Genomic DNA, 12,939 nt, shown 5'->3' on the forward strand with positions numbered 1-12,939 from the left:
CAGGCCACTCATCCACCGGGCGACAGCGTCACCGGCATCGGGTCGCCTGACCACCCTTCGGCCGAGCATCTGGCACGGACATAGACCTCGCGGACGCCATCAGGCACGATCACCACGCTGAGTGACCGGGTAAATGGCTGTTCATTCTCATGTGGATGCATCAATTCTCTGTAGCCCAGCACGTTGCCGTCGGCATCCACAACCTCCCACCCATCGGCATAATGATCCCAACCGGTATCGGGATGCGAGATCGTAACGGAAAACCGCCACCCCATACCGGATTTCTCGGCCTCCACGGCGTCGATCCGAGGCGCGTCCGCTTGCGCCAGTGACGCAATCGGCAGGAGGACAAAAAAAAGAGCGGCTGTTTTCATACCGAACACGCTAACATTCCGCGCAGGCGGGCGCACTCACGTCTGCGTGTGAGCTTTGTTGCCGGGACTATCCAGCAACACAAGCCGCGAGTCCGACGCGAACTCTCGGCGCCCGATAACGATCAGCGTGGCAACGACCGCGAGCAACAGTGGTACGGCACCCAGCAACCAAGCAGACGCACCGATGCCGAAATAGACGCTGCGCAGTCCGCGATTATAGCCGCGCGCGGCGGTGATGTTGATCTCTGCCGCCTTCGCCGCAAGGGTATAGGCGTTTGGATGCGAGATGTCGTTCGGAACGGCGGCCATCAGGACCGAACAATAGCCAAACAAGCGGTGCGACCAGACAAACTTCAGAAAGGCATTGGCGACAAACAACAGAATAACCACCAGTTTGATTTCCCAGAACACCTCCGGCGCGTTGGTCTGCGTCAGGTTTTCTGCAATGCCGGTCAGCCGTTCCGCATTGCCGATCAGTGCCAGACCGCCCCCGATGGCAATCATGCTGGCCGACGCAAAAAACGCTGTTCCCTGCCGCAGGTTCGAGATGATCTGGGCGTCAAAGACCCGCGGATCCCGAGTTACGAATTGCTTCATCCAGTCACGTCGGTATTCTGCCATGAGAACCGATACAGAGGGCCGCGACGCCGGTGGGTGTTCCGTCAACACACTGATTGACGTCCATGCAAGGAACAGCAGCACGAGAGCCAATAAATCCAGTGGCGAAAACAGCAAGAAAGGTTCGGTCCAGTCCATGCTTGCGACCTTAGGTCCCTGTGCTTTGGGTTGCCAGATGGAAAAATTGGTTATATTTATTTACCAGCTTCGAAAAGGAGGGACGACATGCAGATGCCAGAACCGAATACGTCGATCCTGGCAAGCAAGAACCGGATCGTGGCGCGATTGCAAGAAGTGCTTCCCAAGGCGGCGGTGATCTCAGAAGAATCGGAAACGCGCGCCTATGAATGCGACGCGCTGACCGCCTATCGTTGTCCACCACTGGTGGCTGTGTTGCCTTCGACCACCCAGGAAGTCTCGGCCGTTCTGCGCATCTGCCACGAAGAGGGCGTTCCTGTGGTGCCGCGCGGTTCTGGCACGTCGCTTGCGGGCGGCGCGCTTCCCACAGCGGATTGCGTGATCCTAGGCGTGGCGCGGATGAATGCGGTGCTGGAAACGGATTACGACAACCGTTTCATCCGTGTGCAATCCGGGCGCACCAACCTGTCGGTCACAGGTGCTGTTGAGGAAAACGGGTTCTTCTACGCGCCCGATCCATCGTCGCAACTCGCCTGCGCGATCGCCGGGAATATCGCGATGAATTCCGGCGGGGCGCATTGCCTGAAATACGGCGTGACGACGAACAACTTGCTGGGCGCGACGGTCGTGTTGATGGATGGCACGGTGGTGGACATGGGCGGTGCCTACCTGGACGCAGGCGGTCTTGACCTGCTGGGCGTGATCTGCGGCTCTGAAGGCCAGCTGGGGGTGGTGACAGAAGCAACGCTGCGCATTCTGCCCAAACCCGAAGGGGCGCGGCCCGTTCTGATGGGCTTTGCCTCGAACGAGGTCGCGGGCGAATGTGTGTCAGACATCATCAAGGCGGGTGTTCTGCCCGTCGCGATTGAATTCATGGACCGTCCCTGCATTGAGGCATGCGAGGCCTTCGCCCATGCCGGCTATCCGATGTGCGAGGCGCTGCTGATTGTCGAGGTCGAAGGCTCGCCCGCCGAGATTGACGAACAGCTTGCCCTGATCCTGGAGATCGCGCGGCGGCACGACCCGGTGGAACTGCGCGAAAGCCAGTCCGAGGACGAAAGCGCGCGGATCTGGCTGGGCCGCAAATCGGCCTTCGGCGCGATGGGTCAGATCAACGATTATATGTGCCTGGATGGCACGATCCCGGTGACTTCGCTGCCGTTGGTTCTGCGCCGCATCGGTGAATTGTCGAAGCAATACGGGCTTGGCGTGGCGAATGTGTTTCACGCGGGCGACGGCAACATGCATCCGCTGATTCTCTTCGACGCCAACAAGCCCGGCGATCTGGAACTGTGCGAGGCGATGGGTGCCGATATTCTGCGGCTGTGTGTCGAGGTCGGCGGCTGCCTGACCGGCGAACACGGCGTCGGCATCGAAAAGCGTGATCTGATGGTCGATCAGTTTGATCCCGTGGACATGGAGGCGCAGATGGCGGTGAAGGACGTGTTCGACCCGGCCTGGCTGCTCAATCCCGCCAAGGTATTTCCGCTGGCCTCCTCCGAGGCGCGACGCGCTACGCGGATGGCGGCAGAGTGAGGGCGGTGTGGTCTTTTCCCTCCGAAAATCAGGAACCTGTGACAATGCGACCCCAGACAGAGACCGAACTTGCCGAAGTTGTCAGGACGGCACCCGGCCCGCTGGCAATCCGTGGTGGCGGAACGCGCCCCATTGGCGTTCCGCGTGCGGGCGATGCGCTGTCCTTGGCTGGCCTGACGGGCGTCAGCCTGTACGAACCCGGCGCGCTGACGCTGGTGGTCAAGGCAGGCACGCCATTGGCCGAGGTCGAGGCGGTGCTGGCCGAAGAAAACCAGCGCCTGCCGTTTGAGCCGATGGACCACCGCGCGTTGTTGGCCACGGATGGCGCGCCGACGATCGGCGGTGTGGTCGCGGCCAATGTCTCGGGACCACGCCGCGTGCAGGCGGGGGCGTGCCGCGATTCGATGATCGGGGTGCGCTATGTCGATGGCATGGGCAACATCATCAAGAATGGTGGCCGCGTGATGAAAAACGTCACGGGCTATGACCTTGTGAAGCTGATGGCCGGCAGTTACGGCACGCTGGGCGTGCTGACCGAGGTCGCGTTCAAGGTGCTGCCTGCACCGGGTGCCACGGCGACGATCCGCGCCATCGGGCTTGACGAGGCCACAGCCGTGCGGGCGATGTCTGCTGCCCTGGGATCACCCTTCGAGGTCAACGGCGCGTCGCACCACAGTGACCGGCACGCAGATCAAGCTGTGACGATCTTGCGGATCGAGGGGTTCTCGGAGTCAGTCGCTTATCGGGCCAACGCCCTGTCCGAGCTGCTGAAGCCATACGGTGACTGGCAGTTGGCTGACGCGGACTGGTCCAGCATCCGCGATGTAGCACCGTTTGTCGGCCAGCCGGGCGACGTCTGGCGGCTTTCCATCAAACCCAGCGACGCCCCGGGATTGGTGGCGCAGGCCGCCCCGTTGGATGCGCTGTTCGACTGGGGCGGCGGGCTGGTATGGCTGCGCGTGAGCGAAGGCACCGACCTGCGTGCCGATCTGGGGTCGTTCTCGGGCCATGCCACGCTGATCCGCGCTGCGGGCGAGACAAAGGCGCGGCTGGGAGTGTTCCACCCGGAGCCCGGTCCGCTGGCCAAAATCTCCGCTGGCCTGCGCGCGAAGTTCGATCCGCGCGGCATTCTGAACCCCGGACTGATGGGATAACGCGATGCAGACGATGTTCACCCCCGAGCAATTGCAGGACCCCGACACCGCCCGCTCCAACGAGATCCTGCGGTCCTGTGTGCATTGCGGGTTCTGCACCGCGACCTGCCCGACCTATCAGGTGCTGGGCGACGAATTGGACAGCCCGCGCGGCCGTATCTACCTGATCAAGGACATGCTGGAAAACGAGCGTGTGCCGGACGAAAAGACCGTGCGGCATATCGACCGCTGCCTGTCCTGTCTGGCCTGCATGACCACCTGCCCCTCGGGTGTGCATTACATGCATCTTGTGGATCACGCCCGCGCCTATATCGAGCAGCACTACAAGCGGCCTTGGCACGACCGGGCGCTGCGCTGGACCCTGGCCAAGATCCTGCCCTATCCGGGGCGTTTCCGTCTGGCGCTGCTTGCCGCAAAAATGGGACGGCCCTTTGCCCGGCTTATCCCGGACCCGCGCTTGCAAGCGATGCTGAAGATGGCACCGAAACAGATCCCGCCGGTCAGCCGTAACGACGACCCCCAGAGTTTTGCACCGACCGTTGCGCGCAAAATGCGCGTGGCTCTGATGACCGGGTGCGCTCAGAAGGCGCTGAACACAGATATCAATGACGCTACCATCCGCCTACTGCGGCGGCTGGGTTGTGAGGTTGTTGTCGCCAAGGGTGCGGGCTGTTGCGGTGCGCTGACCCATCACATGGGCCGCGAGGAAGAGGCGCACGGCTCTGCCGCCGCGAATATCCGCGCCTGGATACATGAAATGGACGGCGCCGGGCTGGACGCGATCGTCATCAACACCTCGGGCTGCGGAACGACTGTGAAGGATTACGGGCATATGTTCCGAAATGGCCCCTTGGCGGAAGATGCCGCGCGCATCTCTGGGATCGCCATGGATGTCAGCGAGCTTTTGATGAAGCTGGACATGCCCGAGGGCGATGCAAAGGACGTGACCGTCGCCTATCACGCGGCCTGCTCTTTGCAACACGGCCAAAAGATCAAGACGCACCCGAAGACGCTGCTGAAGAAGGCTGGGTTTCGGGTGGCAGAGCCAGCGGATTCGCATCTTTGCTGCGGCTCTGCGGGTACATATAACCTTATGCAGCCAGAGATTTCGGGACAGTTGAAGACCCGCAAGGTCGAGACTTTGGAAAAGTTGGCACCTGACATCATCGCCGCCGGCAATATTGGCTGCATGATGCAGATCGGGTCAGGCACCGGCGTGCCGGTTGTGCATACGGTGGAGCTTTTGGACTGGGCGACCGGCGGACCGAAACCGAGCGCGCTAAGAAGCGAACATTCCTAACTTACCTGTTAGCTCCATGTAAACACGGTTCAAAGTCGGGACGTTTCTTGTTGAGGTACCTCATCGCTCTGCGAGCGATGAGGTAGTTCGTAGAGCAGTTATTTCCCGCCAAGCGATCCTTCACCATGACCGGACCAGCCGCCGGAGACCTCTTCGGTCGATTCGTCAGACAGCTCTTCCGGCAAGATCAGGTTCAGGACGATGGCGATCAGCGCCGCCGGAAGCAGGCCGGATGTCATCAGGATCCGCAAAGTGTCCGGCAGATACTGAACCGCTTTCGGATCGAGTTGCAGACCCAGGCCGACAGACAGGGCAATCGCAAAGATCACCATGTTGCGACGGTTCCAATTCACGTCCGACAGCATCGAGATGCCCGCAGCGACAACCATCCCGAACATCACGACAACACCGCCGCCGAGAACCTCGATCGGAACCGTGCGAATAACCGCCCCAACCTTGGGGATCAGGCCGCAGATGATCAGAAAAATCGCGCCGATGGTCACGACATGGCGGCTCATGACGCCGGTCATGGCGATCAGACCGACGTTTTGGCTGAACGACGTATTGGGAAAACCTCCAAAGACACCGGCCACCGCAGAGCCGACACCGTCAGCATAGGTCGCACCCGTGATTTCCTCTTCGGTCGCTTCCCGACCGGCACCGCCCTTGGTGATGCCCGAAACGTCACCCACGGTTTCGACCGCCGACACGAACGCCATCAGGCAGAACCCGACAATCGCGGCAAAGCTCATCTCGAAGCCGTATTTGAACGGTATTGGAAGTGCTACCGGCGCTGCACGCTCCCAGCTTTGCGCGATCCCTTCAAACGTGACCATCCCCATCGCCATGGCGTAGAAATAGCCAACGATGATGCCGATGACGACCGCCGAGACAGCCAGCATGCCCTTGGCATAGAACTTGAGCGCCAGTGTCACGAAGACCACGACCAAAGCCGCCGACCAGTTCAGCAAAGAGCCATATTCCGGCAGATCGGCCGCCTTGGCAGGCACGCCCCCCGCAGAATATTCGATACCGACCTTGACCAGAGCCAAACCGATCATGGTGACCACAAGGCCTGTGACCAGCGGTGGCAGGGCAAAGCGGATCTTGCCGATGAACGTCGCAATGAAGGTGTGGAACAGGCCGCCAATGACGACACCGCCGAACAGGGCGGGCAGTGCCTCGACACCCTTGCCTGCAACCAGTGGAATCATGATCGGGATAAATGCAAACGACGTGCCTTGCACGATGGGCAGACGCGCGCCGACCGGTCCCATGCCGATGGTCTGAAACAGCGTGGCGACCCCTGCAAACAACATCGACATCTGGATCAGATAGGTCATGTCGGGAAAGCCCTGCGCGCCGGCGTCAGAGCCAAAGCCGAAACCAGCGGCACCTGCGATGATGATCGCCGGCGTCACGTTCGAGACGAACATGGCCAAAACGTGCTGGATGCCCAGCGGAATGGCGCGGTGAAGCGCCGGCGTGTAATTCGGATCCCGAAGCTGTTCCGGCGTCCCTATGGATGTGTCTGCCATTATGTATTTACTCCCCTGAGAGTTGTTCGGCGCTGGCTTTCTGCCAACCGCCTTTGTCATTCTTCGATGATGAATTCCTCTTTGAACCAGTGCTCTTCAAGATTTGCTCCGTCACCGATACGGTCGATGACCGCGAACAGTCCCGGTTCGGACAAGGGTGTCAGAACGCCATGCCATGTGCTTTTGTGAAAATTGATCGCTTGTCCCGGTGCCGTCAGAAAAGCTCTGGGGTCTTTGGGAACGCCGTCCTCGTCCCGTGCGACAACCACCAGAAAGGGATCGGCGGACATCGGCACGAAGGCCTGACTGCCTAGCGGGTGCCGTTCGACCAGTTGAAGTGGCAAGGGCAAGCTTTCCTTCTTGCCTTTGAAAATGCTGATCCCGGCGCGCCCATCAGAAAAATCAAGCAGGGCCTTGTCGTGGAACCGTCCACATTTGCCCTGGTTGATCATTTTATCCGGGCTGCCCGACGCGTCCAGCAGATCGCCATAAGGGGCGAATGCCTCGGCGGTGAGCGGAGCGGCTTTGATACGGTGTGTCATTTTCCCAACTTCTCCTGCAAGCGAAGCTCGGCGATGCGTTCAACCTGACGGCAGGCCTCGGCAAACTCGGTAGCGCGGTCGTTATCGATCCGGCGACGGAACGCCTCGATGATCGACGCCTTGGTGTTGTCGCGCACGGCGATGATGAACGGAAAGCCGAATTTTCCTGTATAGGTCTCGTTCATCTCGGTCAGCGTGGCGCGTTCTTCGTCGGTCAGAGAATCCAGCCCGACAGAGGCTTGCTCGGCCGTGGATTCTGCTGTCAGACGCTTGGCTTCTGCCAGCTTGCCCGCCAGATCCGGGTGCGCTGTCAACACGCCAAGCCGCTTGTCTTCGGGCGCGCTGCGGAACACCCGCGCCAGCAATTGATGCACACCTGCGGCGGTGTCATGGGTCTGGCCGAACTCAAGCTCATAGGCACCTTCTGCGATCCATGGGCTGTGTTCGAAGATGCCACCGAATTCCGCGACGAATGTCTCGCGGTCCATGTCGGAGGGGCGGGTACGGTGCATTGGCGGATTCTCCTTTGCCCAATGTTCGGCAATCTCCAGACGAGTCGCGAACCAGACGCCTTCGTGCGATTTGAAATGTTCGAGAGCACGCCGCAAAGCGGCAGCGCGGCCGGGACGTCCGATCAGACGGCAATGCAGGCCGATCGACAGCATTTTGGGTGCGCCGGCACAGCCTTCTTCGTAAAGGACATCGAAACTGTCCTTGAGATAGGTTTCGAACTGATCCCCGGACGTGAAACCTGCCTGAATGGCGAAACGCATGTCGTTGCAATCCATCGTGTAGGGCACGATCAACTGGTCGCGCCCGTCGAATTGCATCCAGTAAGGCAGATCATCGGCATAGCTGTCCGCAACATAGGCGAATTGACCGACTTCCGCCGCAAGCCGGACGGTGTTGTTGGAACAGCGGCCCGTATACCAGCCGCGAGGTGCCTCACCCGTAACTTCGGTGTGCAGGCGGATGGCCTCGGCAATCGTTTCGCGCTCTTCTTCTTCGGACATATCCTTATGTTCGATCCATTTCAGGCCGTGGCTGGCGATTTCCCAGCCCGAAGCCTTCATGGCTGCCACCTGTTCCGGCGCGCGGGCCAGGGCAGAGGTTACGCCGTATACGGTGATCGGCAGGTCGCTCAGCATACGGTGGATACGCCAGAAGCCGGCACGCGATCCGTATTCGTAGATCGTCTCCATGTTCCAGTGGCGCTGTCCGGGCCAGGGCTGCGCACCGGTTATTTCCGACAGGAATGCCTCTGATGCCGCATCGCCATGCAGAATGTTGTTCTCGCCGCCCTCTTCATAGTTCAGAACGATCTGTACGGCGATCTTTGCGCCGTTGGGCCAGTTTGCGGCAGGCGGCGTCGCGCCATAGCCTGTCATGTCGCGTGGATATTGTGTCACTACTTGCCCTCCTTGGTGATGTACTTGTAGATCAGAACAATACATTTGTTTTTCAAAAAAAATACGAAGCAGTGTTCAGTGCCACGGGGTTTGTGAAAAATCGTCGCTTTTGCCAGAATGTACAAAACAAAGGAGCGTTTCATGTCCGGATATCTGACCACCCATGTCCTTGACACGGCCCGAGGCTGCCCGGCTGAAGGGATGAAGATCGACCTGTTTCGTCTTGTCGGGCCAGATCGCGAGTTGCTGAAAACCGTCGTTACCAATGACGATGGCCGGACGGACGCGCAAATCCTGCCAAGCGCAGAGTTCGAGACCGGGGTCTACGAACTGGTGTTTCATGCTGGCGAATACCTCGACCGGACAGGCACACCACCCGAAGAGCCCAGGTTTCTGGACGTGATCCCAATTCGGTTCGGAATGTCCGAAGCACAGCATTATCATGTTCCACTGCTGCTCTCGCCCTTCAGCTATGCGACCTATCGCGGCAGTTGATCAGGGAGTTTCGTATGCTTGATCGCATCGCCGATGCGGTCGGATATGAATTCCATGAACAGGCGGGTCTTTGGGTCCTGATGACGCCGATGTGTGAAAAGACACGCCATCTGAATAGGTTCGGGCGGCGTTTCCTCACCTACCACGATCAAAGCACCTGATTTTAAATAATCTGCCACTTCAAAGACGGGCTTCAGTGTTATGCCATGACCGGCAAGCGCCCAATCGACAAGGATGTCGCCGTCATCACATTCGTACCGTCCGGACGCTCTGAACCGTTTCGGTCCGGCCTCGGTCATCAGGGGCCATTGGAACTCCGTTGCGCCGGGAAAGCGAAGGTTGAGACATTCGTGCTTGCCGTTGACGATCTCGTCGCCGGAACGGGGATGCCCGCGTTTGTGAACATAATCCGGGGATGCACAAAGCACCCGCTGCACATCGGCAATCTTCTTGATCCGCAGATTGCTGTCCTCGGGCTGGCCAAGAAAATAAGCAAGATCCAGTCCTTCGGTCGTCAGATCGACTTTGCGGTCTGTCAATCTCAGGCGTAAACTGACATCCGGATACTCTGCCAGAAATGCTGGCACCTGAGGGGCGATCAGGCGTCGCCCAACCCCAAGGGGTGCCGCGACATATAGCGATCCTTTCGGACGATCCGTGATCTCGATCACTTGCGCCTCGGCTGCTTCCACTGATTCCAGCACTTCGCACGCACCGCGGTAAAACGCCTTGCCTTGTTCTGTCGCGTTCAGATTGCGAGTGGTCCGCTGAAACAGTCGAACGCCAAGATACTCTTCAAGCTGGGAAATCCGCGACGAGGTGACCGCCGGGGAAATTCTCAGGTCCCGCCCAGCCGCAGACATGCTGCCCAGCTCATAGACGCGCACAAAGGTTCGGATGTTATCAAGGTAAGACATTATTCTGCTTTTTTTGATGCAGCTTGGTAATACAGACCGATACCAGACTAATTTGAAGTCGCCTAGTGTGATGGCAAGTTCGAATCTAGGGAGGTCAGCATGTACGACTTGGCAATCATGTGGGACTGGATCGCGTTTTCGGTCCGGTGGCTGCATGTCATTACGGCGATGGCATGGATCGGCGCATCGTTTTATTTCATCGCGCTTGATCTGGGGCTTCGAAAGGTCCCGAACATGCCTGTTGGTGCGCATGGCGAAGAGTGGCAGGTGCATGGCGGTGGCTTCTACCACATCCAGAAATACCTTGTTGCGCCTGAAAACATGCCCGAGCATCTGATCTGGCACAAATGGCAAAGCTACATCACCTGGGTATCGGGTGCGGCATTGCTGATGATCGTCTATTGGGTGGGCGGTGAGTTGTTCCTGCTGGACCCGACAAAAGCCGAACTGGCGCTGTGGCAAGGCATTCTGATCTCTGCTGGTTCCCTGACCATCGGTTGGCTGGCCTATGATTACATGTGCAAATCCAAGCTGGGGGAACATTCCACGCTTCTGATGTTGCTGCTGTTCATCATTCTTGTGGTGATGTCCTGGGGCTATAACCAGATCTTCACCGGTCGGGCCGCCCTACTTCATCTCGGTGCGTTCACCGCAACGATCATGACGGCGAACGTCTTTTTCCAGATCATGCCCAATCAGCGGATCGTGGTAGATGACCTCAAGGCCGGGCGCACACCCGACGCGAAATATGGCAAGATTGCCAAGCTGCGCTCTACCCACAACAACTATCTGACGCTGCCCGTTGTGTTCCTGATGCTCAGCAACCACTACCCGCTGGCTTTCGGAACGGAATATGCATGGATCATCGCAAGCCTGATTTTCCTGACAGGCGTCACGATCCGGCATTACTTCAACACGATGCATGCCACAGGCAGTGGACCGCATTGGACATGGGCAGTCACCGTCCTCCTGATGATTCTGATCGCGTGGCTTTCGACAGTCAGCACCGGCGAAACATGGGAGGATGCCGAAGCCCGCGAACTGACCCCGTATGAGCAGAAATATGCGTCTGCTGCAGGTTTCGAAGACGCTTATGATACCGTGGTCGGCAATTGTTCGATGTGTCACGCAAGAGAGCCGGTCTGGGGAACCATGAAATGGGCCCCCAAAGGCGTCTATCTTGAAACGCCCGGAGATGTCGCGCGCCATGCCGGCCAAATCTATCTTCAGGCTGGCCTGAGCCACGCGATGCCGCCGCCGAATGCGATCCAGATGGACGACGAAGCCCGCAAGACCATCGTGGCCTGGGTCCGCGAAGTCCGCGCTTCGGAATAACAATGCGTTCCGCCGGTTCCGAAGATGTCGAAAATTCTGGACTGGACGCCTTGCCAGAGATGGGAAGATTGCGCTTTGTTGAGCGGAGGGAGACTTCTCGAACTGGCCGTTGAGGCGCATGCCATATCTCTTACCGGCGTTTCTTTGTCCGGCATCCCCACATCGCCGATCTCGACGACGTGAGCCCCCTCTACTCTGGGCTTACTTGGCGGGGGAACAAACCCAGATTTCCTTGTATCGGATTTGCGGCGGCAGGAAACATGCGTTCCTGCATCGTTCTGCAAAAATCTACATTTACCCGCAAGGCAAGTATCTTTGTCTATTGCTGTCTTTGTGGGGGATATGTATGTCCGGCGGTGGGACACCCTTCCCCAACGAAGGGCGCTTATCTGGAAGGATAGCTTAAATGGCTATGACCAAACCGGCCACGCGGCCGGACAATCCGCGTTTTTCTTCTGGCCCCTGTGCCAAAATCCCTACATTCGAGTTGTCAAAGCTGTCGGACGCCGCATTGGGCCGGTCGCACCGCGCTGCTGTTGGCAAGGCCAAGCTGAAGGCCGCGATCGACGAAACCCGCGCCATTCTGGGCGTGCCAGCGGATTACCGCATCGGGATCGTGCCCGCATCCGACACGGGTGCGATGGAAATGGCGATGTGGTCCCTGCTGGGCGCACGCAAGGCCGAGATGCTGGCGTGGGAAAGCTTTGGCGCGGGCTGGGTCACCGATGTGGTCAAGCAGCTGAAAATCGACGCCGAGATCAAGACCGCCGAATATGGCCAGATTGTCGATTTCGCGACAGTCGATTTTGACAATGACGTTGTCTTTACATGGAACGGCACCACCTCGGGCGCGCGCGTTCCGAATGGTGACGCGATCCCGGCGAACCGCGAAGGCTTGACGATCTGCGATGCGACATCGGCCGCATTTGCGCAGGATCTGCCATGGGACAAGCTGGATGTGACGACGTTCTCCTGGCAGAAGGTCATGGGCGGCGAAGCGGCGCACGGGATGCTGATACTCAGCCCGCGCGCAGTGGAGCGTCTGGAAAGCTACACCCCTGCATGGCCCCTGCCGAAAATCTTCCGCATGACGAAGGGCGGCAAGCTGATCGAAGGTATCTTTGTGGGCGAGACGATCAACACACCGTCGATGCTGGCGGTCGAGGATTACCTTGTTGCACTGGAATGGGCCAAATCGGTTGGTGGGCTGAAAGGCCTGATGGCGCGTGCTGATGCCAACGCCAAAGTGCTGTGGGACTTCTGCGACCGAAATGACTGGATCGCCAATCTTGCCGATGATCCGGCAACGCGGTCCAACACGTCGGTCTGTCTGAAGTTCACGGACGTGCGCATCAAGGATGGCGCTGCCTTCGCCAAGGCCGTCGCGAAAAAGCTGGCCGACTATAACGCAGCCTATGACATCGGCGCCTATCGCGATGCCCCTGCGGGCCTGCGTATCTGGTGCGGTGCGACTATCGAAGCCGCAGACGTCGAAAAGCTGACCCTCTGGCTGACATGGGCCTTTGAGGAAGTCTTGGCAGAGCAGACCGAAGCGGCCTGACCTTCACATAGCGACACGCGTC

General features: G+C 59.1%; 12 protein-coding genes. 6 read left to right on the top strand and 6 right to left on the bottom strand.

Features of this window, described 5'->3' with window-relative positions; all coding sequences use genetic code 11:
- Positions 1–8: 8 nt before the first annotated feature.
- Together B8991_RS04360 and B8991_RS04365 are read right to left on the bottom strand one after the other, a co-directional pair.
- On the bottom strand, positions 9–374 hold the full coding sequence (locus tag B8991_RS04360) for a hypothetical protein (RefSeq protein ID WP_084351143.1): 366 nt from the start codon (positions 372–374) through the stop codon (positions 9–11).
- 36 nt (positions 375–410) lie between these two features.
- Complete coding sequence (locus B8991_RS04365) at positions 411–1,130, bottom strand: DUF599 domain-containing protein (RefSeq protein WP_084350677.1); 720 nt, start codon at positions 1,128–1,130, stop codon at positions 411–413.
- 87 nt (positions 1,131–1,217) lie between these two features.
- Between B8991_RS04365 and B8991_RS04370 the strand changes: the two genes are divergently transcribed.
- From B8991_RS04370 to glcF, 3 genes are read left to right on the top strand one after another with little or no spacing between them, the layout of a single operon-like run.
- Positions 1,218–2,666 carry an FAD-linked oxidase C-terminal domain-containing protein gene (locus tag B8991_RS04370; RefSeq protein ID WP_084350679.1) on the top strand — a complete coding sequence of 483 codons (1,449 nt, stop codon included), beginning with the start codon at positions 1,218–1,220 and terminating at the stop codon, positions 2,664–2,666.
- 44 nt (positions 2,667–2,710) lie between these two features.
- On the top strand, positions 2,711–3,820 hold the full coding sequence (locus B8991_RS04375) for an FAD-binding protein (RefSeq protein WP_084351145.1): 1,110 nt from the start codon (positions 2,711–2,713) through the stop codon (positions 3,818–3,820).
- Positions 3,821–3,824: 4 nt separating this feature from the next.
- Positions 3,825–5,120 (top strand): glycolate oxidase subunit GlcF, encoded by a 1,296-nt coding sequence (glcF, locus tag B8991_RS04380; protein ID WP_084350681.1) that lies wholly within the window; start codon positions 3,825–3,827, stop codon positions 5,118–5,120.
- A gap of 98 nt (positions 5,121–5,218) precedes the next feature.
- On the opposite strand, the gene B8991_RS04385 is transcribed toward glcF, so the two are convergent.
- Genes B8991_RS04385 through puuE form a run of 3 tightly spaced genes read right to left on the bottom strand, consistent with a single transcriptional unit; the run spans position 5,219 to position 8,609 of the window.
- The gene (locus B8991_RS04385; RefSeq protein WP_084350683.1) at positions 5,219–6,658 is read right to left on the bottom strand and encodes a uracil-xanthine permease family protein; all 1,440 of its coding nucleotides are present in this window, start codon (positions 6,656–6,658) and stop codon (positions 5,219–5,221) included.
- 56 nt (positions 6,659–6,714) lie between these two features.
- On the bottom strand, positions 6,715–7,200 hold the full coding sequence (locus tag B8991_RS04390; protein WP_084350685.1) for an ureidoglycolate lyase: 486 nt from the start codon (positions 7,198–7,200) through the stop codon (positions 6,715–6,717).
- Positions 7,197–8,609, bottom strand: coding sequence for an allantoinase PuuE (puuE, locus tag B8991_RS04395; protein WP_235866539.1), 1,413 nt, complete (start codon positions 8,607–8,609; stop codon positions 7,197–7,199). The genes B8991_RS04390 and puuE overlap by 4 nt, the downstream gene beginning before the upstream one ends.
- A gap of 141 nt (positions 8,610–8,750) precedes the next feature.
- On the opposite strand from puuE, the gene uraH reads away from it, so the two are divergent.
- Positions 8,751–9,104, top strand: a complete 354-nt coding sequence (gene uraH, locus B8991_RS04400) for a hydroxyisourate hydrolase (RefSeq protein ID WP_084351147.1) — start codon at positions 8,751–8,753, stop codon at positions 9,102–9,104.
- Here uraH and B8991_RS04405 read toward each other — a convergent pair.
- Positions 9,089–10,021, bottom strand: a complete 933-nt coding sequence (locus B8991_RS04405; protein WP_084350689.1) for a LysR family transcriptional regulator — start codon at positions 10,019–10,021, stop codon at positions 9,089–9,091. The two genes, uraH and B8991_RS04405, sit on opposite strands and share 16 nt — an antisense overlap.
- Before the next feature lie 99 nt (positions 10,022–10,120).
- On the opposite strand from B8991_RS04405, the gene B8991_RS04410 reads away from it, so the two are divergent.
- Positions 10,121–11,356, top strand: a complete 1,236-nt coding sequence (locus B8991_RS04410; RefSeq protein ID WP_084350691.1) for a urate hydroxylase PuuD — start codon at positions 10,121–10,123, stop codon at positions 11,354–11,356.
- Positions 11,357–11,762: 406 nt separating this feature from the next.
- Positions 11,763–12,917, top strand: a complete 1,155-nt coding sequence (locus B8991_RS04415) for a phosphoserine transaminase (protein WP_084350693.1) — start codon at positions 11,763–11,765, stop codon at positions 12,915–12,917.
- Positions 12,918–12,939: the final 22 nt, after the last annotated feature.

The sequence above is a fragment of the Primorskyibacter flagellatus genome (assembly GCF_900176485.1).
Taxonomy (GTDB): Bacteria; Pseudomonadota; Alphaproteobacteria; order Rhodobacterales; family Rhodobacteraceae; genus Primorskyibacter; species Primorskyibacter flagellatus.

What these genes read in the sequence shown, in the direction of transcription:
- glcF (WP_084350681.1), top strand. Translation starts at nt 3,825, where the DNA reads ATGCAGACGATGTTCACCCCCGAGCAATTGCAGGACCCCGACACCGCC.
- B8991_RS04390 (WP_084350685.1), bottom strand. Translation starts at nt 7,200, where the DNA reads ATGACACACCGTATCAAAGCCGCTCCGCTCACCGCCGAGGCATTCGCC.
- B8991_RS04405 (WP_084350689.1), bottom strand. Translation starts at nt 10,021, where the DNA reads ATGTCTTACCTTGATAACATCCGAACCTTTGTGCGCGTCTATGAGCTG.
- uraH (WP_084351147.1), top strand. Translation starts at nt 8,751, where the DNA reads ATGTCCGGATATCTGACCACCCATGTCCTTGACACGGCCCGAGGCTGC.
- B8991_RS04365 (WP_084350677.1), bottom strand. Translation starts at nt 1,130, where the DNA reads ATGGACTGGACCGAACCTTTCTTGCTGTTTTCGCCACTGGATTTATTG.
- B8991_RS04360 (WP_084351143.1), bottom strand. Translation starts at nt 374, where the DNA reads ATGAAAACAGCCGCTCTTTTTTTTGTCCTCCTGCCGATTGCGTCACTG.
- B8991_RS04375 (WP_084351145.1), top strand. Translation starts at nt 2,711, where the DNA reads ATGCGACCCCAGACAGAGACCGAACTTGCCGAAGTTGTCAGGACGGCA.
- B8991_RS04385 (WP_084350683.1), bottom strand. Translation starts at nt 6,658, where the DNA reads ATGGCAGACACATCCATAGGGACGCCGGAACAGCTTCGGGATCCGAAT.
- B8991_RS04410 (WP_084350691.1), top strand. Translation starts at nt 10,121, where the DNA reads ATGTACGACTTGGCAATCATGTGGGACTGGATCGCGTTTTCGGTCCGG.
- B8991_RS04370 (WP_084350679.1), top strand. Translation starts at nt 1,218, where the DNA reads ATGCAGATGCCAGAACCGAATACGTCGATCCTGGCAAGCAAGAACCGG.
- B8991_RS04415 (WP_084350693.1), top strand. Translation starts at nt 11,763, where the DNA reads ATGGCTATGACCAAACCGGCCACGCGGCCGGACAATCCGCGTTTTTCT.